This is a genomic window from Ferroplasma sp. Type II, assembly GCF_000496155.1.
This window is the reverse complement of the sequence record NZ_KI542734.1, coordinates 36,475-59,478: the sequence shown is the minus strand read 5'-3', so window position 1 is coordinate 59,478 and position 23,004 is coordinate 36,475. Positions and strand designations below refer to the sequence as shown.

At 37.7% G+C, this 23,004-nt stretch carries 27 protein-coding genes; 14 read left to right on the top strand and 13 right to left on the bottom strand.

What is annotated here, in order from left to right; translation table 11 throughout:
* Nucleotides 1-6: 6 nt before the first annotated feature.
* Entirely contained in the window at nucleotides 7-432 is a 426-nt protein-coding gene (locus tag AMDU4_RS08435) for a DUF6015 family protein (protein WP_021787558.1), read from the bottom strand.
* 377 nt (nucleotides 433-809) lie between these two features.
* Here AMDU4_RS08435 and folP point away from each other — a divergent pair, with 377 nt between their 5' ends.
* The 7 genes from folP (at nucleotide 810) to lipB (ending at nucleotide 7,839) form a co-directional block, all read left to right on the top strand.
* On the top strand, nucleotides 810-1,799 hold the full coding sequence (gene folP / locus AMDU4_RS08430; protein ID WP_021787557.1) for a dihydropteroate synthase: 990 nt from the start codon (nucleotides 810-812) through the stop codon (nucleotides 1,797-1,799).
* Between the two features lie 89 nt (nucleotides 1,800-1,888).
* Nucleotides 1,889-2,743, top strand: a complete 855-nt coding sequence (gene lipA / locus AMDU4_RS08425) for a lipoyl synthase (protein ID WP_342765604.1) — start codon at nucleotides 1,889-1,891, stop codon at nucleotides 2,741-2,743.
* Nucleotides 2,736-3,767 (top strand): thiamine pyrophosphate-dependent dehydrogenase E1 component subunit alpha, encoded by a 1,032-nt coding sequence (locus AMDU4_RS08420; protein WP_021787555.1) that lies wholly within the window; start codon nucleotides 2,736-2,738, stop codon nucleotides 3,765-3,767. Before lipA ends, AMDU4_RS08420 begins: the two co-directional genes overlap by 8 nt.
* Entirely contained in the window at nucleotides 3,767-4,732 is a 966-nt protein-coding gene (locus tag AMDU4_RS08415; RefSeq protein ID WP_021787554.1) for an alpha-ketoacid dehydrogenase subunit beta, read from the top strand. Before AMDU4_RS08420 ends, AMDU4_RS08415 begins: the two co-directional genes overlap by 1 nt.
* A gap of 13 nt (nucleotides 4,733-4,745) precedes the next feature.
* Nucleotides 4,746-5,912 carry a dihydrolipoamide acetyltransferase family protein gene (locus AMDU4_RS08410; protein ID WP_021787553.1) on the top strand — a complete coding sequence of 389 codons (1,167 nt, stop codon included), beginning with the start codon at nucleotides 4,746-4,748 and terminating at the stop codon, nucleotides 5,910-5,912.
* Nucleotides 5,913-7,202, top strand: a complete 1,290-nt coding sequence (lpdA, locus tag AMDU4_RS08405) for a dihydrolipoyl dehydrogenase (protein ID WP_021787552.1) — start codon at nucleotides 5,913-5,915, stop codon at nucleotides 7,200-7,202.
* Nucleotides 7,195-7,839 carry a lipoyl(octanoyl) transferase LipB gene (gene lipB / locus AMDU4_RS08400; RefSeq protein WP_021787551.1) on the top strand — a complete coding sequence of 215 codons (645 nt, stop codon included), beginning with the start codon at nucleotides 7,195-7,197 and terminating at the stop codon, nucleotides 7,837-7,839. The genes lpdA and lipB overlap by 8 nt, the downstream gene beginning before the upstream one ends.
* Here the strand turns inward: lipB and AMDU4_RS08395 are convergent.
* From AMDU4_RS08395 to AMDU4_RS08375, 5 genes are all read right to left on the bottom strand, one after another.
* Nucleotides 7,823-8,356, bottom strand: coding sequence for a cob(I)yrinic acid a,c-diamide adenosyltransferase (locus tag AMDU4_RS08395; protein WP_021787550.1), 534 nt, complete (start codon nucleotides 8,354-8,356; stop codon nucleotides 7,823-7,825). The genes lipB and AMDU4_RS08395 overlap by 17 nt on opposite strands.
* A 66-nt stretch (nucleotides 8,357-8,422) precedes the next feature.
* Nucleotides 8,423-8,593 (bottom strand): DNA-directed RNA polymerase subunit K, encoded by a 171-nt coding sequence (locus AMDU4_RS08390; RefSeq protein ID WP_298409459.1) that lies wholly within the window; start codon nucleotides 8,591-8,593, stop codon nucleotides 8,423-8,425.
* 100 nt (nucleotides 8,594-8,693) lie between these two features.
* Complete coding sequence (metG, locus tag AMDU4_RS08385) at nucleotides 8,694-10,799, bottom strand: methionine--tRNA ligase (protein ID WP_021787548.1); 2,106 nt, start codon at nucleotides 10,797-10,799, stop codon at nucleotides 8,694-8,696.
* 35 nt (nucleotides 10,800-10,834) lie between these two features.
* Nucleotides 10,835-11,347: an HPP family protein gene (locus tag AMDU4_RS08380; RefSeq protein ID WP_021787547.1), complete on the bottom strand. Its 513-nt coding sequence runs from the start codon at nucleotides 11,345-11,347 to the stop codon at nucleotides 10,835-10,837.
* 38 nt (nucleotides 11,348-11,385) lie between these two features.
* Entirely contained in the window at nucleotides 11,386-12,342 is a 957-nt protein-coding gene (locus AMDU4_RS08375) for an NAD-dependent epimerase/dehydratase family protein (protein WP_021787546.1), read from the bottom strand.
* A 59-nt stretch (nucleotides 12,343-12,401) separates the two neighbouring features.
* Here AMDU4_RS08375 and AMDU4_RS08370 point away from each other — a divergent pair, with 59 nt between their 5' ends.
* The 6 genes from AMDU4_RS08370 to rpsB all read left to right on the top strand — a co-directional run bounded on the left by AMDU4_RS08370 (nucleotide 12,402) and on the right by rpsB (nucleotide 16,213).
* Nucleotides 12,402-12,599 carry a DUF1059 domain-containing protein gene (locus AMDU4_RS08370; RefSeq protein WP_021787545.1) on the top strand — a complete coding sequence of 66 codons (198 nt, stop codon included), beginning with the start codon at nucleotides 12,402-12,404 and terminating at the stop codon, nucleotides 12,597-12,599.
* A complete protein-coding gene (gene hisS / locus AMDU4_RS08365) occupies nucleotides 12,596-13,882 on the top strand; it encodes a histidine--tRNA ligase (RefSeq protein ID WP_021787544.1) in 1,287 nt (428 codons plus the stop codon). The genes AMDU4_RS08370 and hisS overlap by 4 nt, the downstream gene beginning before the upstream one ends.
* A 49-nt stretch (nucleotides 13,883-13,931) precedes the next feature.
* The gene (locus tag AMDU4_RS08360; protein WP_021787543.1) at nucleotides 13,932-14,165 is read left to right on the top strand and encodes an Lrp/AsnC ligand binding domain-containing protein; all 234 of its coding nucleotides are present in this window, start codon (nucleotides 13,932-13,934) and stop codon (nucleotides 14,163-14,165) included.
* An 8-nt stretch (nucleotides 14,166-14,173) separates the two neighbouring features.
* Nucleotides 14,174-14,479, top strand: coding sequence for a hypothetical protein (locus AMDU4_RS08355; RefSeq protein WP_021787542.1), 306 nt, complete (start codon nucleotides 14,174-14,176; stop codon nucleotides 14,477-14,479).
* 170 nt (nucleotides 14,480-14,649) lie between these two features.
* On the top strand, nucleotides 14,650-15,570 hold the full coding sequence (gene guaA / locus AMDU4_RS08350; protein WP_021787541.1) for a glutamine-hydrolyzing GMP synthase: 921 nt from the start codon (nucleotides 14,650-14,652) through the stop codon (nucleotides 15,568-15,570).
* Between the two features lie 43 nt (nucleotides 15,571-15,613).
* Nucleotides 15,614-16,213 carry a 30S ribosomal protein S2 gene (gene rpsB, locus AMDU4_RS08345; RefSeq protein ID WP_394324947.1) on the top strand — a complete coding sequence of 200 codons (600 nt, stop codon included), beginning with the start codon at nucleotides 15,614-15,616 and terminating at the stop codon, nucleotides 16,211-16,213.
* Here rpsB and AMDU4_RS08340 read toward each other — a convergent pair.
* Nucleotides 16,210-17,076: a hypothetical protein gene (locus AMDU4_RS08340; RefSeq protein WP_290704700.1), complete on the bottom strand. Its 867-nt coding sequence runs from the start codon at nucleotides 17,074-17,076 to the stop codon at nucleotides 16,210-16,212. The genes rpsB and AMDU4_RS08340 overlap by 4 nt on opposite strands.
* Nucleotides 17,077-17,084: 8 nt before the next feature.
* Complete coding sequence (locus tag AMDU4_RS08335) at nucleotides 17,085-17,585, bottom strand: GTPase domain-containing protein (protein WP_021787538.1); 501 nt, start codon at nucleotides 17,583-17,585, stop codon at nucleotides 17,085-17,087.
* 144 nt (nucleotides 17,586-17,729) lie between these two features.
* On the opposite strand from AMDU4_RS08335, the gene AMDU4_RS08330 reads away from it, so the two are divergent.
* The gene (locus AMDU4_RS08330) at nucleotides 17,730-18,932 is read left to right on the top strand and encodes a PLP-dependent aminotransferase family protein (protein ID WP_021787537.1); all 1,203 of its coding nucleotides are present in this window, start codon (nucleotides 17,730-17,732) and stop codon (nucleotides 18,930-18,932) included.
* 456 nt (nucleotides 18,933-19,388) lie between these two features.
* Here AMDU4_RS08330 and AMDU4_RS08325 read toward each other — a convergent pair whose 3' ends face one another.
* Genes AMDU4_RS08325 through AMDU4_RS08305 form a run of 5 tightly spaced genes read right to left on the bottom strand, consistent with a single transcriptional unit; the run spans nucleotide 19,389 to nucleotide 22,810 of the window.
* On the bottom strand, nucleotides 19,389-19,730 hold the full coding sequence (locus AMDU4_RS08325; RefSeq protein ID WP_290704697.1) for a PIN domain-containing protein: 342 nt from the start codon (nucleotides 19,728-19,730) through the stop codon (nucleotides 19,389-19,391).
* A 1-nt stretch (nucleotide 19,731) separates the two neighbouring features.
* A complete protein-coding gene (locus tag AMDU4_RS08320; RefSeq protein WP_021787536.1) occupies nucleotides 19,732-19,980 on the bottom strand; it encodes an AbrB/MazE/SpoVT family DNA-binding domain-containing protein in 249 nt (82 codons plus the stop codon).
* 39 nt (nucleotides 19,981-20,019) lie between these two features.
* Nucleotides 20,020-20,145, bottom strand: coding sequence for a hypothetical protein (locus AMDU4_RS08315; protein WP_290704694.1), 126 nt, complete (start codon nucleotides 20,143-20,145; stop codon nucleotides 20,020-20,022).
* 41 nt (nucleotides 20,146-20,186) lie between these two features.
* Nucleotides 20,187-21,200 (bottom strand): ABC transporter ATP-binding protein, encoded by a 1,014-nt coding sequence (locus tag AMDU4_RS08310; protein ID WP_290704690.1) that lies wholly within the window; start codon nucleotides 21,198-21,200, stop codon nucleotides 20,187-20,189.
* Nucleotides 21,197-22,810 carry an ABC transporter permease subunit gene (locus tag AMDU4_RS08305; RefSeq protein WP_290704687.1) on the bottom strand — a complete coding sequence of 538 codons (1,614 nt, stop codon included), beginning with the start codon at nucleotides 22,808-22,810 and terminating at the stop codon, nucleotides 21,197-21,199. The genes AMDU4_RS08310 and AMDU4_RS08305 overlap by 4 nt, the downstream gene beginning before the upstream one ends.
* Nucleotides 22,811-23,004 lie beyond the last annotated feature (194 nt).

Genomic DNA, 23,004 nt, shown 5'->3' with positions numbered 1-23,004 from the left:
CCTGCCTTATTCGCTAGCTTTCCAGTACTCATCCGGTATTTCGCTGTAAATGTCAAATCTACCGTCATGTTCCACTGTGTTGCTCAGCTGCATTTCTGAAAGTTCAAGAACACGCAAAACATTGAGTATCCAGTAATGAATCCGCCATTCCCTTCCGTCAAAAAGGGTTGTTTCCTCTCTTTCAGTTTCCAGTATTCCAAGGTCTTCCATTGTATAGAAAACATCGCGGTCTTCTGGTTCAAGCATATTGTCAATGACTCTTGTACTATACCCAAAAAAATTAATAATATGCTCAGCAGAGGACTCTGATTCCTCCACTCCCATCTTCCTATTCTGCAAGCTCAAGCCATTGCTGATTGCCCTGGATAGCTCATCTATTTTTACATATGCCCTGCTTCTTAATTTTGCCATTTCCATGTTACTTGTTGCCATATTAATTCCTCTTTAAAGTAAACAGACCTTATTGCATTTAGATTTATAAGGTTATTCAATTTATAATATTATGGATACTGTATATTAACTTTGCCTAAAATCGAATGTGATACCATATATAGTTCTATATATAATATATAGATAACTGTTAAAAATTCTATTCAATAAGTCCAACTTGGACAGGCCAATGTACAGTGCACAAATATCAAAATTTTATTATTTTTATTATAAAGTATTATTCATATTAGAATCTGAATTATTTATTACAATTCTCCTTCCGAAAACCAGGCGCAGAGACTCCGTAGAAACATCTGGGAAGCAATGTACACTGAAGTGGAATGAAAGTGATTAATACCTTTAATGTATAATCTTGATTTATGGAATTGGTATTTCCAGACAGCAGGGATAGACATTATTTAGATGTTTATGAGGAATCAGCCAGTGGAGAAGTAATGATTAATGGAAAGAGATTCAATTTCAATTCTGTTAAATTTGAAAGAAGCCTTTTAACAGAGTTTTATGCCAGGAACCATCTTTTTGAAGGGTATGAGGATATAATTTCCAGAAATGTTGAAAAAAAAATCGAAAATAAAAACTCACTGGTCATGGGAATACTCAATGCAACACCAGATTCCTTTTTCAGTGGGTCAAGAATTGAAAATCAGGAAATAGTAGACAAAATGATAGACATGAAACCAGATATAATAGACGTTGGAGGCGAGAGCACAAGACCCGGGAGTACAGAGGTCGATCCCGAGATAGAGTTTGAAAGAATCAAATGGGCCATAGAATATATAAAGTCCGTATCAGGCATCCCTGTATCCCTTGATTCCAGGCATTTCTATACAGTATCCCGGGCAATGGAATACGGCATAGATTACATTAATGATATTTCTGGTTTTTCGGAGCCAAGAATGATAGATCTGGCTGTTAATCGCAATGTAAAGTGTGTTGTAATGCATATGAGGGGAAATCCACAGAATATGGGAAATTATACCCATTATGACAATCTTTATTTTCAGGTAAATCAGTATTTTTATGAAAAAACAAATGAAATGATTAAAAGAGGAATAAAACCTGAAAACATAATTATTGATCCAGGAATTGGTTTTTCCAAAGATTTCCGTGGGAATATGGATATACTAAAGTCTCCATGGTCATTTTTCGTTGGATTCGATACACTCTTTGGGACTTCAAGAAAGGGATTTATAGGAAAGCTAACGGGAAGCAGTATTGAAGACAGGCTTGGTGGAACAATAGCCACATCAATTTACCTTAACCGGAACGGAGTTGACATATTGAGGGTACATGATGTACAGCAAAATAGGGACGCCATTAATATGTATAGTTACATTGAAGATTGTTGATTTCACTGATGCTCCAAATAGGCCATACGGCAAATTGTTAATGTTAATAACGTGAAGTTTATATATTTTCTACCAATAGATGGCTTATGATGAGAGTCCCCTACAAAGTGAATCTCCCCACGGGTGAACGGTATTCATTCATAAAAAATACGCTGGGGTCAAGGGAATTATATACGGTATGTGAGGAAGCCCACTGCCCCAATATAAGTGAGTGCTGGGAAAGTGGAACGGCAACATTCATGATCCTGGGGTCGAATTGCTCACGGGGATGCAGGTTCTGCGCAGTAACTCATGGTAATATGCTTCCTCTTGATCCTGAGGAGCCACAGAAGGTATATGAATCCATAAAGCTCATGGAACTTGATTATGTAGTTATCACTTCCGTTGACAGAGATGATCTTCCTGACAAGGGATCGTCGGCATTCGCAAGTGTAATTAAAAAGGTAAAGGAACTTGAAATAAAAATTGAAGTTTTAATTCCTGATTTTGGCGGAGACCATATGAACCTGGACAGAATAATAGCCTCAAAGCCTGACGTTATAGCACACAATATAGAAACCGTCCGCAGGCTTACACCATCAGTACGTGACCCGAGAGCAGGATATGACCAGACTCTTTCGGTCCTGAAATATATAAAGGAATGCGGGAATGATGTCATCACCAAGTCATCCATCATGGTAGGGCTTGGTGAAACTGATGAAGAAGTTGAACAAACAATGAAGGATCTTAGAAATGCCGGTGTAGAAATACTTACAGTAGGGCAGTATCTGAGACCAACAAAAAAGCAGCTTGAAGTAAAAGAATATTCACCCATGTCCAGATTTAAGCATTTCGAGGAAATCGGATATGGGATGGGATTCTCCTTTGTGGCATCCGGGCCTCTTGTAAGGACGTCATACAGGGCAGCTGAAGGATACATAAAAATGAGGGATAAACATGATTGAGGAAACTGATATTAGTAAAGAAGGTTTGCTGGCCGCATATAGAAATATTGTAATGGAAAGGCTTTTTGACAAAAAAATGCTTAATGCAAGCAGGCAGGGGTTTTTACCTTTTTATATCCCACTTATGGGGCACGAGGCTATTCACATTGGAATGGGCATGGCAATAAGGGATGAGGATTTCTTTTATCCATATTACAGGGACTTTGGTGTTCTCCTGCAGATGGGAATTCCAATAGATACTATATTATCCCAGGTATTTGCCACCGCAACGGACAATGAAATAGGGAGAGATATGCCAGATCATTTTTCACTGAAAAAATACAAAATAGGTGCTGTTATAACTCCGGTGGCTGGAAATCTCACAGCGGCGACTGGAATTGCCTATGCAAAACTGTATAGAAAAGAATCAGGTTCCGTCATAACAACTTTTGGTGATGGAGCCACATCAACTCCTGATTTTCACGTATCAATGAATTTTGCCGGGGTTTACAATCTTCCAATGGTATTCTTCTGCGAAAATAACCAATTTGCAATATCTGTTCCAACATATCCAACCGATGATAAGGCATTCAATCAGACATACTCTGAGACAAGAGGAGCCATTTACAGGAAGGCTGAGGCATATGGATTTTCTGGCATACGGATAGATGGTACAAACTTCATAGAAGTATACCGTGCAACCAGAAAAGCACTTGAAAGTGCGGCCAACGAACCCATACTTATAGAGGCAATAACATATAGAATGGGCCCCCATTCCACAGCAGACGACCCGAATAAATACAGAACGGATAGGGTGCCTGAAGGCAGCCAGAAAGATCCGCTTATTGTAAGCCAGAAAATTCTTAAGGATATGAAAATAATAACAGATAGGGACATAAAGCAGATCAATGATGAGATGGAGGAAGCCACATCAAAGCTAATAGACAAATATGAAAAGGCCCCTAAACCGGACAAAGATACAATGCTTGGCAACCTTTATGAGGAGGAACCGTGGTACATAAAAGAGGAGAGGGGTGAAATATAATGACTCAGATGACAATGGTAAAAGCACTGAACAGCGGTTTAAATAATGCCATGGAGAGAGATGATTCCATCATACTTCTGGGAGAAGATGTTGGTACCGACGGAGGAGTGTTTAGGGTAACAGACGGTCTAATATCTAAGTATGGAAAGGAAAGAGTAATGGATACCCCTCTGGCCGAGCTTGGAATAGTGGGATTTGGTATAGGAATGTCCATGGCGGGACTGAAAGCTATACCAGAAATACAGTTCCAGGACTTCATCTATACTGCTATGGATCAGATAATAAACCAGATGGCAAAACTCAGATACAGGACAAATGGAGATTACACCCTGCCTATGGTACTGCGTACCCCCTATGGTGGCGGTGTTCACGGTGGGCCGTACCATTCACAGAGCGGTGAGGCTTATTTTACACATACGCAAGGGCTTACAGTTGTGACTCCATCTAATCCTTACGATGCAAAAGGATTGCTATTATCTTCTATAGAGTTGAACGATCCCGTGATATTCCTTGAACCGAAAAGACTCTACTATGCAGGGAAAATGGATGTCTCAGAGGATTATTACAAAGTTCCGCTTAGAAAAGCAAATGTAATTCGAGAGGGCGATGACTTGACAATAATCACATATGGACCGGCTGTTCCACTTGTCAAGAGCACTGTGGAGAAAAACAATATAAACGCTCAAATAATAGATTTAAGGACATTGAACCCATTTGACCTGGATACCATACTGGCAGGGGTCAAAAAAACGGGAAAGGTATTGATAGTTCACGAAGCACCAAAAATGTTCGGTGTGGGTGCAGAGCTCTCTGCAACAATTTCTGAGAAGGCAGTTGATTACCTTGCAGCACCCATATTGAGGGTAACGGGGCTGGATATACCGATACCCTTTGCTCTGGAGGAGTTTTACGTTCCCAATGAGAGAAGGATTATGGCTGCCATAGATAAATTATTAAAATATTGATTCGGTGATAAAGATGTATACAGTTAGTTTGCCGCCTATTGGCGAAGGGATTCAGGAAGGAGAAATAGTAAGATGGACGGTAAAGCCAGGAGATTCCGTTAAAAAAGATGATGAGCTGGTAGAAGTAATGACCGATAAAATAACGGTAAAAATACCCTCTCCAGTGGCAGGAAAGATAGAAAAAATACTGATCAATGAGGGCGAGACTGCAATGATAGGGGATGCAATGGTCCAGATAGATTCTCCTGACGAGTCAAATAGTCCGGAAGAGCCGGGGAAGAAAGTAGAAACACAGGCTCATCAGGAAGTATCGGTTACCACGGATGAAAAAATACCCTCTGTGAAGGCAACTCCGGCGGTAAGGGCATATGCCCGGTCAAAGAATGTTGATCTTTTAAAGGTTAGACCTGCTTCTTCTGATGGCAGGATAACAAAAGAGGATATGGATGCATATATGAAGCAGCCCATTGAGGCAAAGGCGACCACTCAACCAGCTACTGCAGTATCGGGAGAGGATGAAATATTCACGCCCACGGGCATAAGAAAAATAATATTCGACAAGATGACGAAGTCAAAGCAGATTATACCGCATTTTACCATAACCGATTTCATAGATACATCAAATATAGAAAATGCAATAAGCCAGTATTCAAAGAAAAAATATGTAAGCTTTACAGCTTTCTTTGTGAAGGCTGTAACTGTGGCATTCAAAGACTTTCCAAAATTAAATGCTGTATATAATGAAAAGGATAAAACATATACAATAAAGAAAAAATACAATATAGGAGTGGCTGTTGATTCTCCAACCGGTCTTACTGTGGTTGTTGTTAGGGATGTGGCATCAAAGAACATATTCCAGATATCAGAAGAGATAAAGGATATGGCAGAAAGGGCAAGAAATGGAAAACTTGGATTGCAGGACGTCCAGGGATCAACATTCTCAGTTACAAACATAGGATCCATAGGGGGGATTATGGCAACACCAATAATTAATTACCCGGAAGTGGCTATACTTGAGATCAATACAAGGACTTCAGGATTTGTAAACGGGGAATTAAAGCATGGACTGTATCTAACACTTGCATGCGACCACAGATTGATAGATGGGGCTGAGGCGGCACGTTACCTTGAGAAGCTAAAGGAGGTTCTTGAGTATCCATTAATGTACATAGGTGATTGAATGGATTATGATGCTGCGTTTATTGGTTCCGGTGCCGGTGGGTATTACTCTGCGATCAGGCTTCTAAAACATGGAAAAAAGGTACTGATCATAGAAAAGGAAAAATTTGGCGGTGAATGCCTTAATTATGGATGCATACCCTCAAAGGCACTGATAGAACTTAGCGAGAATATAGGTTATCTCCATGATATGCCAGGAGTTACCATGAACTATAAAATAGATATGAAGGAATGGCAGAAATGGAAGGAATCAATGGTTTCCAGGATAACCGGGGGTGCTGAAAAGCTCTGTATAAGTCTGGGGGCTAAGGTAGTCTATGGAGTGGGGTCCATAAAGGACAGGAATACTGTTACCGTTAATGGGAGCGATTATACAGTAGAAAATATAGTCATTGATACTGGCTCAGTGCCTGTAAAGATAAAGGGAATAGACGATGTTTACTATAATAGGGAAATGCTCGCTGTGGAATCCATACCCAAAAAACTGGTTATAATAGGTGGAGGATATATAGGCGTTGAAATGGGTACTGCCTTTAGAAAACTTGGATCCGAGGTTTACATCATAGAAATGAAGGAAAGAATACTTCCGGAAATTGAGGAGGACCTGGCAAGGGAAGTAGACAAAAAGCTCAGGAAGCTGGGCGTTAATATAATGACGGAAAGCAAGGTACTTTCTGTGAAAAAGAATAAAACATACAGTGTTTCAATAGAGGGAAGTGCCACCATAGAAGCTGATACTGTATTAATGTCTGTGGGCAGGATACCCAATACAGAGGGAATCGGAATAGAAAAACTGGGAATTGAAATGGACGGGCGCTTCATCAAGACAAACAGCCATAAAAAAACCAGTATTGGAAATATATATGCCATTGGAGATGTGTCTGGAGGGCCGATGCTTGCACATAAAGCCTATTACGATGGATATGTCGCCGCAGAAAATATACTTGGAAATGATACTGTTGTGGATTACCGGGCTATGCCATTTGTTGTTTATACAGATCCAGAAATAGCATTTACTGGAAGGGCAGGAAGCAAATTCAATAAGGTGTCTGTACTGGCAAATCCAAGGTCACTTACAATGAACCAGAGAGAGGGTTTCTTCAAATTATACTATGACGATGATGGAACTATAACAGGAGCTGGAGTTGCGGCACCAAGATCGTCCGAGTCAATAACCGAAATAAGCCTGGCCGTTGAGTCTGGACTTTCCATAGATGATCTTTTCCTGACCATACACCCGCATCCTACTGTTTCAGAAGGTTTTAAGGACGCAGCTGAACGACATGACTAATTACTGGACAGATTTGGGGAAAATTGATTACAGGTCGGCTCTGGATCTTCAGTATCGCCTTGTGAGTGAGAGAAAAAACAATAAAATTCCAGATACCGTTTTGTTTCTTGACCATTATAATGTTTATACTGTGGGCAGGAAAAGTGACCCTGATAACTACAGGAACGTCCGTGTCATTAAAACTGATCGTGGTGGTGATGTAACTTATCATGGAGACGGACAACTTATTGCCTATTTTATTTTTGATGTGAGAATCAACGGAAAAAAAGAGGTGAGAAAACTTCTTGAGAAAATAGAGGAATCATATATCCAAATGCTGAAATCCCTGGGATACAGGGCAATGCTTTACGGAGAACCTGGAATATGGATAAATCAGGAGGGAACAAAGAAGAAAGTTGCCTCCCTGGGCATGGCAGTAGATGACTATGTTTCATACCATGGCATGGCACTTAACATATCTGATGCGGTTCTTAAAGGGTTCAAATTAATCAATCCATGCGGAATGAACAATAATGTCATATCATATGTTAATGTATCCAGAGAAGAGGCTAAATCAGATCTTTTAAGGGAATTTTCAAAACATTTTGGAGAATTTGAGTATGTGGATAGGGAAAAAATAATTAAGACTCTCTATTGATATCCCAGATACGCTCTGTAATGCCCAGTCGTTTATTTGAGGCCAGAGCCTGCATAAACAGCAATGATGACAGCCTGTTAAGATAAATTAGTATATATTTATTCAGTGGCATCTGCTTAGACACAAAAACAGAAAGCCTTTCAGTTCTCCTTGCAACCGTTCTTGCCATATGGAGCGATACCGCTGCCTGGCTTCCATCAGGAATAACAAAAAGCTTGATCTTGCCAATTTCTTTCCTGTATTCAATTACCCGCTGTTCAAGCCATTTTACATCCTCTTCCTTTATGGTTCTATGCTGGCTTTCTGCTGTAAGGTCTTCGCCTATCACAAAAACATCAATTTGTATTTTGATAAGGTCGTTTCTGATATCTTCCCATTGGGTATTTATGAGGGCATTTCCAATAAATGAGTTGAGTTCGTCAAGGGTGCCCTGAAGATCTACCATTGGAGAATCCTTTCCTATACGAACTCTGAGACCATTGTCGGTTTCGCCCAGATCTCCCCGTCTAGTAAACATAGGGATGTATTATAAATATAAATTTAACTGTTTGTTATGTTTTCTATATACAAAATTGCTAGAATATTATTTTCTTCTTATTGTTATGGGTATAACTCCATTGTTGAATTCACACATTGCGATATCTATGGGGTCTATCATGTCAGGCGAAACATCTAGAATCACTGGTGCACCCATTGCAATTTGCAATGCCCTGGCCCCTATAATCCTCGCTTTTTCAAATTTAGTCAGCATCATAGAAATCATTTAAAGTAAGATGTGTATTAAATAACAATAAATAAACCTTTCTATGCTATTACATAAAAGTTAATGCTGATATATTAAGCATACAATAAAATTATTTTATCAAGACCCGTTCCATGTTCTCTGGCATTACATTAATATATATTTTATTTAGCATTAGGGGCAGTAATTTCTCTCCAAGTCTCACAAACATATGGTGCCCGGAAATTTGTAATTCTACCCTCTGAAGTTCCTTGAAAGACAGAACATGATCACCATTGTAAAGGTAATCTCCTAGCATTGCCGGATCACCGTCACTGCCACTGCCTGAAATTAATTCTCTTGAATTTCCATCACTTACCGACATAATAAGGCATTCCGAATCAATACCCCGTATTGTTGCCTTTTCCAGGTTGGTTATGATAAGTACCTGCTTTCCTAGGAGATCACTCTTTGCAAATGAATTCTTAAGGTCAGAAACAGTCTGGTAATTTGTATCTCCATGAAGTTTTATAACATAAAGGGAATCAGCATTTGGGTGGTCTTCCACTGATACAATTGTTGCAAGTTGAATATCAAAAATATTCGGATTATTTAAATCAATTTTCTTAAAGGGTATTTCCCCCTTTTTGACATGAAACTCATTAGTGTTTAAAACATCATCAAATCTGGCACCTGCCAATTTTTCAGGAATTCCGAATGACTCCCATATATTTTCAGCAGCTGATGGCACATAAGGATAAAGCATGACTGTTAGATATTGCCCAATCTTTAGTGACACATAGAGCTTTTCATTTAGTTTTTCCAGATCCTCCTTAATGAGCTTCCATGGTGCTGACTCAGTGAAATAGTTATTTGCAACCATAACCAGTTCAAGCCACACAGATATTCCCCGTTTAATATGCACATCTCCTATCTCTTTGCTGTATTCAGCGAATTTATTATGAAGTATATTCATTATTTCCAGGTCTTCGTAATCCATTGTTTCTGGCTTATGTGGTAACAATCCATTTTTCTCTATGAAGCTTTCTACACGGTATATGTAATTCCCGTATTTATCTACAAGTTCAGAATTGACCTTGAGCTGGAATTCCTTCATGGAAAAATCAGAGTCTCCAGTTTCTGGAAGTATTGATGCCATATAGTAGCGCAGTGAATTTTTATCCACGAATTTAAGCACCTCATCCACTGTAAATCCTACTCCCCTGCTTTTGGAGAATTTCTCTCCATCAAATCTTAGATATTCATTGGCTGGAACGTTATATGGCAGGTTATAGCCGCCATGGGCCAAAAGCATTGCAGGCCATATTATTGTATGATGTGGTATATTGTCCTTGCCGATAAAATAATATGATCTTACATTCTTGTCCATCCAGAATTCCTTCCAGTAGTCCGGTTTTCCAATTTCTTCTGAGTAAATCCTGGCTCCCGTTATATATCCAATAAGTGCCTCAAACCATACGTAAATTTTCTTATTTTCATAACCCTTTAATGGTATTTTTACTCCCCAATCTAGATCCCTTGTTATAGCTCGAGGATGTAGCCCTTCTCCTATGAAATTCTGGGTAAATTTTAAAACGTTTGGTTTCCAATAGCTTTTTGAATCTATAAATTCAGATAATTCTCCCTGTAAGGAATCCAGTTTAAGGAAGAAGTGATCAGTTGCCGTGAAAATGGGGGCATTTCCAGTTAATTTGCATACGGGGTTTATAAGTTCTATAGGATCCAGTATCCTCCCACAGTTGTCGCACTGATCTCCTCTAGCATCTCCGTAACCACAGTATGGACATTGCCCCTCAATATACCGGTCCGGCATAAATTTATTGAGTTCCCGGCAAAAGGGAGAAATCATATACATTTTTACAAGGTATCCCTTTTCAAGTAAATTGATAAAAAATTCATCAACGTCCTTAGCATGTTCTGGATCACTGGTTCTCATAAATTTATCGAATTTAATGTCCAGTGAATTGAATGAATTTATCTGGCTTAAATGGTATTTATCCGCTATTTCTTGAGGTGATACATGATCTTTTTCTGCCGTAATTGTAATTGGAGTTCCGTATTCATCGCTTCCGGAAATAAATAGTACTTCCTTGCCCATCATCCTGTTGAAGCGTACGAATATATCTGCCCCTAGATATGCTCCTGCTATATGCCCTAGATGCGTTGGCCCGTTTGCATATGGAAGCGCGCTGTTTACCAGAATCTTTTCCCGTTCCATTGTTGGGATAGTATACACTAAAATTTAAGTTTTTATTATACTGAAATTTTTTTAAATTCACCCTCCATGGCATATACAAATTTATTGAGGAATTTATCGAACAGAATTATAAGAAGCATGCCTGAGAAAAGGAATAACAGTGCAAATATATTTGCCCTTTCCAGTATAAAAACAACTGCTATGCCCATTGCTGGGGGATGAATTGCATTAAATAAAACCAGGAGCAGGGCAACCATGGTTTCTACAATGGCAAGTGAATAATAAATCCCTATATGCAGGGCAATGAAGGAGCCGGCCATTCCTATTAATCCAGATATTATGTAGCTCTTGATAAATTTTGAGAGCCGGGATGATTCCTGGTGAGGTTCCATAAAGAGAAGGAATGAACTGGAGGCAAATGATGAAAATACTATAAATTTAGCTATGGGGACAATATATATGTGCAGTAGAGCAAGAAATAAAATTGTGAGGGATAGTGTTATTCCAATAAATATAGAAGGGACAACATTATTTCTCAGCTTTGTTTCCAGTTCACTGTAATTAGGCATCAGGTATAATAGTTTTTTATCATTTATGAAATTATTGCTTAATTTTTATTTCTGAGCTGGTCTATAGTTTCCTGTACGGCTACATCCACAGATTCGTCACTGGTATACCTGCTTTTCCACCCCATGGACAGAAGCTTGTCTATGGCAAGGTGTGTTACCTTTATATCACCCTTCCAGCCTCTCCCGTTTATTCCACCTGTGAACCTGTATTTTACATTATTTAAGCCCATTCTTTTTACAACATAATCAGCTATTGTTTTCACTGACGTTGTTTCACGGTTTCCAAGGTTTATTATATCCGTTTTCTGGGATTTCTCATGGATATAAACCATTGAATCCACACAGTCCTTTACATGCATGTATGATTTTCTCTGTGTTCCATCACCAAGGATTTCGAGTTCCGATGAATTTTTCAAAAGTTTGTTGATGAAATCGTATATAACACCATGGGTGGAATTTTTTCCCACTATATTCGCGAATCTGAAAATTGAACCTTTTATTCCATAATAATGAGAATATGCAGTTATAAAACCCTCATTCGCCATCTTTGATGCCCCATAGGAGGAGATTGGCATATATGGTCCATAGCTCTCCGGAGTAGGCATAATGGAAGCTTCACCGTAAACGGTGGATGAGGATGCAAACAGTAATTCACCCACATCCTTCTTTCTCATATATTCCAGTATGTTTTCTGTAACTACAACATTGTTTTTGAAATCTTTCACCGGGTCCTCTGAACCGTACCGGACGTCGGAGTTAGCGGCGAAGTGTATAACAATATCTATGTTATTCAGTGATTCATAATCAAATGATAGGAGATCGGCATCAATAAAGTGAAAATTTTTGTTTCCTGAAAATGATTCTATGAAACGATTTCCCACGTGATTGTTAAGATTGTCTATTACGGTTATATTGTTATCTTCCAGTAGTTTTTCTACCATGTTGGAACCAATGAACCCGGCTCCGCCGGTAATAAGTATATTTTTTCCCTGCATGCACGTTAATAACTTATTAAATAATAATTGTTTTTATATTAAAAATTAATAGGGTAGGTATGACATATTATTTCAAATGTAAGGATTTGGGATGGAACTGCTCATTCGAGAACCATGCAGAGAAGAGAGAGGATATATTTCCAAGAATAAGAATACATTTTCACTATGCACATGCAACAAATGACATAGATGAGGAAACAATGAAAAAAATTGAATCCGTCATATACGAGGGTGAAGAATACAAAGGGGAAATATGAAAATTGAAAAGATAAAGGGTTTCCGCGATCATTATCCTGAGGATATGGAGGTTCGGAATTATTTTTTTAAGAAAATTACCAATGCAGCGGAAAATTTTGGATACCAGCTTATTGATTTCCCCAGCCTTGAACCTCTCGACCTCTACAGGCTAAAATCAGGAACGGAACTTGTAAACCAGACTTTTTCATTTACAGATAAGGGTGGTAGGGAGGTAACAATGATTCCTGAAGCCACACCTTCCACTGTAAGATTATTGACAGCCAGAAAAGATCTTCCAAGACCTGTCAGATGGTATTCATTCCCAAAGGTATGGAGATATGAAGAACCACAGGAGGGCAGGTTCAGGGAACATTATCAGTTTAATGCCGATATGTTTGGCCTGGATTCTGAGGAATCTGACGCAGAAATTGTTGGGCTTGCATCAAGCATTCTTGATTACCTTGGATTGTCAGGGGTCTATGAAATCAATATTAATGACAGGTTTTTGATGGAATATATATTAAAGGATCTCGGCATAGAAAACATACCAGATGCCTTCTCAATAATTGACAAATACAAAAAAATTGACAGGAATTCATTTATTGAGGCATTCAGGGGAATAGGGGCAGAGGGGGATGAAATAAAAAAAATTCTTTCACTGCTGAATGAAAAGGTGGATACTGGAAATCTTGAGAGAAAGGTAAAAAAAGTAGTAAAAAACTATGAGGAAATAAAACCAAGGATTGAAAGAATTAAAAAGACCTTTGATCTCATAGGGCTATACACTGAAAGTCCAGTAAATTACGATTTTTCAATAGTAAGAGGACTGTCATACTATACCGGAATGGTGTTTGAAGCTTTTGATGTTAGGGGAGAATTAAGGGCCATACTTGGGGGAGGCAGATATGATGACCTTTCAAAATTATTTACAACGGAGAGGATACCTGCAGTGGGATTTGCAATAGGAGATGCTGTAATAGAATTACTGCTTAAAAGGCAGAACCTGTGGGTGAAGAGGAATATTAAAAAATCCTATTATATCTGCAGTCTTTCATCGGCCGATGAGGATTATATAATAAAAATTGCTAGCAGGATAAGAAGCCTGAATAAAATTGCTATCGTTGACATGACACACAGAAAAATATCATCACAGATGAAAAGTGCATCTGGATTTGACTTTGCAATAATAATAGGAGAAAGAGAATTTGAAGAAAACATGTTAACAGTTAAAAATATGAAGACTTCACAGCAATCCACAATGGGATACGATGATTTTCTCCTTCAGCTTAAAGGAGACGATTGAATCAGAATATAACAACAAAATTTATATTGAAAAATAACTTTTACTATAAATGTCAGTTGCTTTTGTCCTAATAAGAGTTATACCTGGAAAGGAACAAGATGTGTATAACCTGGTTTCCATGTTGAAATATGTCACCGAGATCCATCCGATTCTTGGGGAGTTCGATATTATAGCACGGATAGAAACAGAAGATTTGTCGAAAATAGGGAAACTTGTTATTCAGGATATTAGGACTATAAGCGGAGTAGTTGACACAAAAACATTGACGGAGATAAAATTATAGGTGATTAAATGACAGCATTTTCTTGGAATTGGGACATTTTTGTATTGGTTTTGCTTGCGCTCTTTGCCCTGTCGCTGATTATATTCGGTGTTCTAACCGCATATTTCGGCAGCAATAAGAGCAGGATAGTTGGAGGTATACTGCTTGTAGTAGGGCTTTTGCTGGGAATATTTGTTATACTGGGCTCCAGTGACGTTTTCAAGGTAAGCTTCATAACAGAGGTACTTGAACCTACAGTATTTTACATTATTGCTGCTGTTATAGGAGTGGTTATAGGCCTCCTGGTATTTCTTGGGGCAATAATGAAAACATAATTATTTTAAAAGCCTTTGATTTCACTTTACTCTGAAATAAATTATTATTTTAATAACAAGATAACTTATGTATCATAAAAGATTGTTTTATGCATATCAAAATAGCCAAAAAATAAAAGTGTCTCATTCATTTATATATAAAAATTAATAATATAATTATATTAGGTTGTATGGATGCTCAAAAATTTGTTGAGGAAAGCAGGAAAATGATTATGTCAAAGCTGGATGGAAAGGGTATTCTTGCCTGTTCCGGCGGCCAGGATAGCACATTATTGTCGCTCATTGCAGCCCCCATAAAGAACATAGAGATAGTGTTTGTTGATACTGGATTATTAAGGCTGAATGAAGTTAATCGCGTTAAGACGCTTTTTGAAAAATTTAATGTAAAATATAAATTGATCGATGCCAGGAAAACATTTCTTAATAACCTGACGGGAGTTACTGATCCGGAAACAAAAAGAAAGATTATCGGAAAAACCTTTATAGATGTTTTCAGGGAAGAGGCGGATTCCTTCGGTGCAACATATCTGCTTCAGGGCACTATTGCTCCGGACTGGATAGAGAGTGGGGGGGCATCCAGGGATACCATAAAAAGCCATCATAATGTGGGAGGGCTTCCGGCTGATATGGGTTTCAAACTCATTGAACCATTACGTGATCTGTATAAGGATGAGGTCAGAGAGGTTTCAAGATATTTCGGGCTGCCTGAAGTTATGCCTTTCCCAGGACCAGGCCTTGCAATAAGGATTATAGGTGAAGTTACAGAACATAAGCTTCAGATATTAAAACATGCAACAGATATACTTGAAAGATCAGTAAATGAGAGGTATTCTGGAGAAAGGCCGTGGCAATATTTCTGCGTACTTCTTCCTGTGAGAACAACAGGGGTTCATGGGGATCAGAGAACATATGGTGAAACAATAGCCATAAGGATGATAGATACCCTGGATGGAATGACCGGCACATTTTCAAAACCTGACTGGGATCTGCTTTCTGACATTTCAGTGAACATTACAGATGAAATACCGGAAATCAACAGAGTTGTCTATGATATTACGGACAAACCCCCGGCCACTATAGAATGGGAATAATTATATAATAATTTACAATTCTATAAAAAAGGTAGTCATTATGATGGAAGAGCAATTACTAATACCGGAGGAAGAATATCAAAAATCCGGTGTCCATATTGGAACACAGGTCAAATCAAAGGATATGGATAAATACATATTCAAAATAAGAAATGATGGTTTATATATACTGGATATTAAAAAAACAAACCATGCACTGATAGAGGCTGGAAAAATGCTGTCAAGATACCAGCCGGAGCAAATTCTTGTTGTGGCACAGAGGCAATATGCTTTCAAGCCTGTTGCAAAATTTTCTGAAATAGTTGGTTCCAGCTCTATTATAGGCAGGTTTATACCTGGAACGCTTACGAATCCAAATCTTAAATCCTATTACAATGCAAAGATAATACTGGTAACAGACCCACTGGCAGATACACAGGCCATGAAAGAAGCAATAAGAATAGGCATACCAGTAATAGCCCTATGCGACGCAAACAACAAAACAGACTTTGTCGATCTTATTATTCCGACCAACAACAAGGGCAGAATGTCCCTTGCAGTGATATACTGGTTAATGGCCAGAGAAATTTTGAAGAACAGGGGAGAAATAAAATCATATGATGAGATGAAATCTAAAATAGATGATTTCGAGGTCCAGATTTAGATATCCCTCAATCTTTCTATATCAATATATTTTAATTCACCATCTATAAAACCGGCAACCAGCGTCTTTTTTCTGACACTTGTTGATAATCTTATTGCCCGGCTTATTTTATACCATTCTTCCCGTTTCATTAGGCTCACAAGGAATTCTGCATGATTTTCCATGGAATCTGAATATATCCGGAAATTCTGCCCGTACTTAAAACCACTTTTTACAATAAAATGACGTTTTATAAGGTCACTGTAAAGCTGATCTTCCTCTGTGCCCGGTTCTCCAAGGACGTAATTAGCTTCAAATTGATTGAGTATCTTAACACCCATAAATTCCTGACCAAACCACTCAGGCCTGGCGTTTGTTGTATAATAGATATTATCAAGTTTTCCCAATTTCCGCACAGATATATTGGAATCTGCATTTCCTTCAGGATCAATAAAATCTGCCCTGAAATACGTTATGCTCTTTTCCTCATCAACAGTTATGAATATGGCCGGAAGATTCTCGTAAAGCCATGAAAAATCAGTTATTTCTCCCTCCTTGATTAATATTACAGGTATATTATACTGTTCTCCTGGTCTCCGATAAAAAAACCTGTAACCATCCCGTTTCACAATGAACCCCTTACTCTTTAACACAGAATATACATAGTAAATATAGAGATCTTCGTTAAATACACTATTTATAAGATCAACCATGTTCATTTTGGTTTCTGGCACGATCTTTCCCTTCATGTATAAATATATGGATTCGCATGGGTCAAGGAACAATGTATCACCCTCCAACTTGCCGGTATGATATTTATTTATTATTTGTGGAACATTCATATTAGACAGCTGAAAATGGATATTTTTGCATATAATGTCCATAATAGATATTATTTACTTGGGTTATAAATTTTTGCCAGGGCATAGCCTATAATATCCCTTAAAATACCTGAAAAGTCGTCTCTTTTGTTATAAATAAAGTATACTATGCCATATTTGTCTGCCAGTTTTGATATTTCTGGCTCCCAGAATTGGGATGCATACCTCATATCAGATTTTGTAGCGATTAGGAATATTTCCATATCGCCATTATATTCACTGATAAATTTACCCGCATCCTGCAAACTTTCCATATCTGTAATATCAACAACAAACAGTACAAATGTTGATTTGGATAGAAATTTCTGGTTCAGCGTTTCATAGGGCATTTCAAGAAACAATAGATCTATGTCATAATCCTCAGACATAAAATTTGTATTTACTTTCTTCCTGATAAACCCTCTACTGTTTATTTGGGTTGCAGTGTTATAGACAGCATTGGAGACAATTGAACTCTTGCCCGAATTTTTTTTCCCTGTTACCGTGACCTTCCAGATTAGCTTCTGTACCATTAGGATTTGAATAGATAACCATTATTAAATACTTTTTTATTTACAACCTTATATTTATTTCTAATAAGTAAAAAATAGAGTGCTTGCAATTATGGATTTTCATTCTGGTAACGAACTTTAAATATGCAATTTCCATTATATATTATGAAATTTGAATTTTCTGACAATATGAAAAACATCAAGTCCTCGGAAATTAGAGAACTTTTAAAATATATACACGTGCCCGGCATGATATCATTCGGTGGGGGACTGCCGAATCCAGAAAGTTTTCCCGGAGAAGAATTGAAAAATATACTTGATGACATAATGGAAAATTATGCCTCGTCGGCACTGCAATATGGCCAGACCGAGGGGTTACCTGAACTCAAGGAACAGCTGGCAGGGTATCTGAAAAGGGATGAGAATATAAATGTGAATCCTGAAAACATAATGCTCACAACTGGGTCACAGCAGGCTCTATACGCTCTACCCCTCATATTTGCTAATGAAGGGGACTATGTTATAACAGAGGCACCTACATACGTTGGAATGCTCTCTTCATTGAATGTAAACAGGATTAGATCTGTCTCCGTTGGACTGGATGACATGGGAATGAAAACTGATGAACTTGAGGAAAGGTTAAAAACGATGAAATCAATGGGCATCAAGCCAAAATTCATTTACACAATACCTACTTTCCAGAATCCTGCAGGATACACAATGACACTGGATAGAAGAAAACACCTGCTTGAGCTGGCAGAGCAGTATAATGTTCCAGTTATAGAAGATAACCCATATGGGGATTTAAGATATTCCGGTACTAAATTGCCAACGTTAAAGAGCCTTGATACAAATGATATGGTAACCTATCTCGGAACATTTTCTAAGATAATGGCTCCTGGCCTCAGAACCGGATTCACAGTTTCCCAGCCCGAAGTTCTTGGTGAATTCAACAAGTTAAAGCAGTCACTTGACCTGGCAACTGATTCCCTGTCCCAGTACATAGCTTACGAATACATCCGGAAAGGAATAATATATAAACAGATACCCAAAACAATAGAACTTTACAGGAGAAAGAGAGATATAATGCTAGAGGCCCTTGATGATGAAATGACTGATGCTACATGGTCAAGGCCGGATGGCGGCATGTTTCTCTGGGTGAAACTTAGCAAGAACATGGATGCATTAAAAATGTTGAAAAGGGCAATAAACAATAAGGTAGCCTATGTGACTGGATCTGCTTTTTACCACAATAATCCGGAAATGAATACCATGCGGCTTAATTTCACCTATTCCAGTGACGATGACCTTAAGGAAGGTGTAAGGAGGCTCGCTAAAACGGTTAAGGATGAAAAGGAATCCCTTTGATTTTATATCCTGTTCCCTAAAGCACTTTAGGGCGCAACAGGAAAGAACTGTTTTTATTTATATGGTTTATTTATATGGTTTATTTATAAGCTATTATTTTGCCTGGTACTATAAATGTGGGATAAAGGTAATTATCCCTGATATTGAATCAAGATTGTGTGGCAAGATAAAAGATATTTAGGTCGAAAGCCACTGAGCTTGCGATGTGGATGAATTGTGAAACTATTATATTGATCCATGAAATGAAGAACCAGAAGGTAATCCATTGGATAAGTCCTGAAAAAGGGCATGATAGAGATTTCTTCTGTAAAATCCTCTGTAAGAGGTTGTTAACGCCTCGGTGTTCCGGTTAGGCATAATACAGGTAAAGGCGTATTCCAATTGCACGTAGACAGGGATACATGCAAAAGGAGCACTGATACCCCTAAAGAGGCAACACTGTAACCGGCAGTGACCTTAAGACTTAGTAATAAGTTCTGGCGAAACCGTCCGAACCGTGAGGAAAGAAGACGAAAGTAAAGCAAAAGTGAGAACCTCCAATCCTTTAGGATGGGAGTATGTCAGAGGTACTCTTCTTATTTCTTTTATGCCATCAAAATCCGTATCGTCCGTTATAATCTCTGAGATATTTCTCTCAAGGGCACATGATAAATGAATCGAATCTCGTGGTTTCAGATGATACTTTTCACGGATAACCTGGCTCCTTCTTATTATTTCATCATCCACTGCCACAAATCGGAGGAAGGGAAAATTGATAAATTTTTTCCCAACTTCTATGGCATCAGTTTTTCCAAGCACTCTATGTGTTCCCTTTATACTGTTCCTCCACAATTTTCTTAATGTCTATTCTCTTCTTGAGTTTTTTAGAATATGTTGAACTGTAAAAATTAACATACGACACGGATTCCGGTTTGATTTTTCTTATGATCACTGAATCGTCAAGAATATCTACAATGACCTCTGAATATTCCTCTATCCCTATCTTTTCCCTTATCTCCTTGGGTATGACAACCTCCCCCTTGGGACCAACAGTAGTTTTCTTTTCCATAATTAAATTATATGTATAACTAATATTTGTACAATTCCTTTAAGGCCATGACGGAAATTGCCCATCAGACAGTGAATTATTGAGCATCATTTCTGTTCCTGGATTTACAAGTTTATTATCTTCTTTTTTGTTATCCACTGTTTCATGAATGATTTCCTGTATCATAGTGCCTAATACTATGGGAATTTAGGAATATATAATAAAAATCATTGTGAAGAAAGGATAGAATTAATCCTTTTTCCAGATTTATAGAAATTCATTTCCCCGTTTTTAAATAATAAGTTAACAACATCGCCCTCATTATGATTATTACAGTTTTTGTCGCATTTTACCTTAATATTAAATCCTCCTATATCTACATAGTACATTATTTCAGATCCAAGGAACTGAACAGATGTTATAGTACCGTGAAAGTTTCCGGCATCATCGAACTTAACATCTTCTGGTCTGATTTCACATATTTCATAGTCTAAACTAGTATTCATATCCAAATTATCCTTTGGAATTAAATTTACTGCGCCAAGGAGTCTGGCACAGAATATATCGTTTGGATGGTTATATAATTCCACTGGGGTAGATTTCTGAACCAGCTTCCCGTGATGGAGTACTATAACTTCATCCCCAAGTGCCATAGCCTCTATTGGGTCATGTGTTACATGTATTGCAGTTAAATTAAACTCTTTCTGAATTTTTTTCAAATAATCCCTTAGATCTATTCGTACCCTGGTGTCGAGGTTGCTTAATGGTTCATCAAGTAATAATATTTTAGGCATTTTAATAATAGCCCTTGCCAGTGCAACCCTCTGCTGTTGCCCACCACTGAGCTGCCCTGGATACTTTGCAGCCTGGTCTGTTAACTCCATGACTCTCAGTAATTCATTCACCCTTTTAATCATCTCGGTTCGTGGTATTTTCATTACAGATAATGGAGATGCAATATTTTCGTATACCGTTAAATGAGGATAAAGCGCATAATTCTGAAATACCAGGCCAATATCCCTTTTCCATGCCGGAGCCTGCGTCATATCTTTACCCAATATTGAAATGCTTCCTGAATCCGCAAATTCTAGTCCTGATATTACCCTTAATAGAGTCGTCTTTCCAGATCCACTAGGGCCAAGAACAACGTAGTATTTTCCCTCCTCAAAATCAAGATTCTCAATCTCCAAAGCAGTAAATGTTCCAAACTTCTTTATTATATTGTTTACTGATAATATCATTTTAACCCTACCCCACGCCATACTTTATCTATTTTAGAACGCAATAATGTTGCAATAATTATCGCCGGAATAAGGCTTAATACACTGGAAGCTGCCAGTATTCCATACTGTGCTGCCTCATGCCCTAAGGAACCACCGATAAATATTGTAAGTGTTTGTGCCCCAGCTGGATATAAAATACTCATATTATACTGAGAATATGTAAATGCCAGAGGGAATATAAGAGCACCCCACGCAAAAATGAAGGCGTATAAAAATGCCACGAATATACCGTCATAACTTAGGGGCAATATTACTTTCCTGAATGATCTTAATGTAGTCATACCGTCCATTTGGGCAGCTTCATCATAATATTTCGGGAACGTTGAATAAAAGTTATACAGCATCCATATAATGATTGGCATTACCATTACAGGATAAACTATAATAAGTCCCAGCCATGAATTTATTGAATGTATGTAGTTCAGTAAAGAATAATCTGGGATCATCAATATAACCAGTGGAATAGAATATATGAAAAGTACAAGTCCTATAAATTTGATTCCTCCCACATTATATCTGGACGATGCATATGCTGCTGGAATACCTATTACCAAGGCTAAAAACGAGCCAATTATTGACACAACAATGCTTGTTATATAATATGGTTCACCGTGGAATAATGAATATGTATAATTTGCGATTGTGAGCTTGACTGGAATTATTTCTGGTGGAAGGGTGAATAATTCCCCAAATGTTTTAAATGATTCCAGTATTAGCCAAACAAAGGGAACCATAAAGAAAAGAAGATATATTATCATAAAAATTATAACAAGGTATAATGGCATTTCCCTATTTGGCCATGGAATCGAATACAATTTCGATTTTTTGTTGGGATTTGCTAAGGTTAATTTTACAAATAACAGTGCAATAATAGTGGATACAACAGTCATTATTGTCATTAAAACAGCAGAAAATCCTAGCTCTCCACCAAAAAATAGTTGATATGAATAATATGACAAATCAAGATTGGCAAATGGTGGGGCAACCCCCAAAGACGCATATATGGGATCGAAGGTAAAGGAGCCATATATTAACATTAAAATAAAGGCTGCGAGTATCTGATATTTAATGTATGGGATATCTATAGTCATCAGTTTTCTCAGCCCTTTTATATTGTCCATATTATTGGCTTCATTGATATTAGTTGGGATGGCCTTTAATCCGGAATAAATAATTAATGTAGCCAGTGGAAGGCTTGACCATATATCAATTATAACAATGCTCCATATAGTTGTAAATAAATCCTTATGATAAACAAAATAGGTAATTCCATATAATGGATTAAGCATTAAAATCCACATTGTGGCTCCTGTCACCAAGGGTATGAATGCCGGTAATAGTATAATTGGAAGCAGGAAATTTTTTTTCAATCGTTTCAAGAAATTCGCAAGTGGTATTGATAAGATAATATCAATGACGGGGACAATGAATGTATAAATTAAGCTATTATCCACTATTTGACCTAAATGAGGAGTGTAAAACAGTTCTTTGTAATTCCTCAATCCTACAAATGTATATGCGCCTGAAACGGTTTGGTTTTCAAAAGTTAAAATAATATTTTCAATCATAGGATAAATTGCAAAAATTAAAAAATATACAAGAGCGGGTAAAATAAATATAATCGCCCGTTTTTTAATAGAGTAATTAATTTTATTCATATTCATAAAGTAATTCCCTGGTCCTTAATATATGTTGACCATTTCTGTGCTGCTGTATTTAATGCTGCGGCTGCTGTTATAGTGCTGGGGGACCCTGTGAAATA

What these genes read in the sequence shown, in the direction of transcription:
- AMDU4_RS08435 (WP_021787558.1), bottom strand. Translation starts at nt 432, where the DNA reads ATGGCAACAAGTAACATGGAAATGGCAAAATTAAGAAGCAGGGCATAT.
- folP (WP_021787557.1), top strand. Translation starts at nt 810, where the DNA reads ATGGAATTGGTATTTCCAGACAGCAGGGATAGACATTATTTAGATGTT.
- lipA (WP_342765604.1), top strand. Translation starts at nt 1,889, where the DNA reads ATGAGAGTCCCCTACAAAGTGAATCTCCCCACGGGTGAACGGTATTCA.
- AMDU4_RS08420 (WP_021787555.1), top strand. Translation starts at nt 2,736, where the DNA reads ATGATTGAGGAAACTGATATTAGTAAAGAAGGTTTGCTGGCCGCATAT.
- AMDU4_RS08415 (WP_021787554.1), top strand. Translation starts at nt 3,767, where the DNA reads ATGACTCAGATGACAATGGTAAAAGCACTGAACAGCGGTTTAAATAAT.
- AMDU4_RS08410 (WP_021787553.1), top strand. Translation starts at nt 4,746, where the DNA reads ATGTATACAGTTAGTTTGCCGCCTATTGGCGAAGGGATTCAGGAAGGA.
- lpdA (WP_021787552.1), top strand. Translation starts at nt 5,913, where the DNA reads ATGGATTATGATGCTGCGTTTATTGGTTCCGGTGCCGGTGGGTATTAC.
- lipB (WP_021787551.1), top strand. Translation starts at nt 7,195, where the DNA reads ATGACTAATTACTGGACAGATTTGGGGAAAATTGATTACAGGTCGGCT.
- AMDU4_RS08395 (WP_021787550.1), bottom strand. Translation starts at nt 8,356, where the DNA reads ATGTTTACTAGACGGGGAGATCTGGGCGAAACCGACAATGGTCTCAGA.
- AMDU4_RS08390 (WP_298409459.1), bottom strand. Translation starts at nt 8,593, where the DNA reads ATGATGCTGACTAAATTTGAAAAAGCGAGGATTATAGGGGCCAGGGCA.
- metG (WP_021787548.1), bottom strand. Translation starts at nt 10,799, where the DNA reads ATGGAACGGGAAAAGATTCTGGTAAACAGCGCGCTTCCATATGCAAAC.
- AMDU4_RS08380 (WP_021787547.1), bottom strand. Translation starts at nt 11,347, where the DNA reads ATGCCTAATTACAGTGAACTGGAAACAAAGCTGAGAAATAATGTTGTC.
- AMDU4_RS08375 (WP_021787546.1), bottom strand. Translation starts at nt 12,342, where the DNA reads ATGCAGGGAAAAAATATACTTATTACCGGCGGAGCCGGGTTCATTGGT.
- AMDU4_RS08370 (WP_021787545.1), top strand. Translation starts at nt 12,402, where the DNA reads ATGACATATTATTTCAAATGTAAGGATTTGGGATGGAACTGCTCATTC.
- hisS (WP_021787544.1), top strand. Translation starts at nt 12,596, where the DNA reads ATGAAAATTGAAAAGATAAAGGGTTTCCGCGATCATTATCCTGAGGAT.
- AMDU4_RS08360 (WP_021787543.1), top strand. Translation starts at nt 13,932, where the DNA reads ATGTCAGTTGCTTTTGTCCTAATAAGAGTTATACCTGGAAAGGAACAA.
- AMDU4_RS08355 (WP_021787542.1), top strand. Translation starts at nt 14,174, where the DNA reads ATGACAGCATTTTCTTGGAATTGGGACATTTTTGTATTGGTTTTGCTT.
- guaA (WP_021787541.1), top strand. Translation starts at nt 14,650, where the DNA reads ATGGATGCTCAAAAATTTGTTGAGGAAAGCAGGAAAATGATTATGTCA.
- rpsB (WP_394324947.1), top strand. Translation starts at nt 15,614, where the DNA reads ATGGAAGAGCAATTACTAATACCGGAGGAAGAATATCAAAAATCCGGT.
- AMDU4_RS08340 (WP_290704700.1), bottom strand. Translation starts at nt 17,076, where the DNA reads ATGGACATTATATGCAAAAATATCCATTTTCAGCTGTCTAATATGAAT.
- AMDU4_RS08335 (WP_021787538.1), bottom strand. Translation starts at nt 17,585, where the DNA reads ATGGTACAGAAGCTAATCTGGAAGGTCACGGTAACAGGGAAAAAAAAT.
- AMDU4_RS08330 (WP_021787537.1), top strand. Translation starts at nt 17,730, where the DNA reads ATGAAATTTGAATTTTCTGACAATATGAAAAACATCAAGTCCTCGGAA.
- AMDU4_RS08320 (WP_021787536.1), bottom strand. Translation starts at nt 19,980, where the DNA reads ATGGAAAAGAAAACTACTGTTGGTCCCAAGGGGGAGGTTGTCATACCC.
- AMDU4_RS08315 (WP_290704694.1), bottom strand. Translation starts at nt 20,145, where the DNA reads ATGATACAGGAAATCATTCATGAAACAGTGGATAACAAAAAAGAAGAT.
- AMDU4_RS08310 (WP_290704690.1), bottom strand. Translation starts at nt 21,200, where the DNA reads ATGATATTATCAGTAAACAATATAATAAAGAAGTTTGGAACATTTACT.
- AMDU4_RS08305 (WP_290704687.1), bottom strand. Translation starts at nt 22,810, where the DNA reads ATGATTGAAAATATTATTTTAACTTTTGAAAACCAAACCGTTTCAGGC.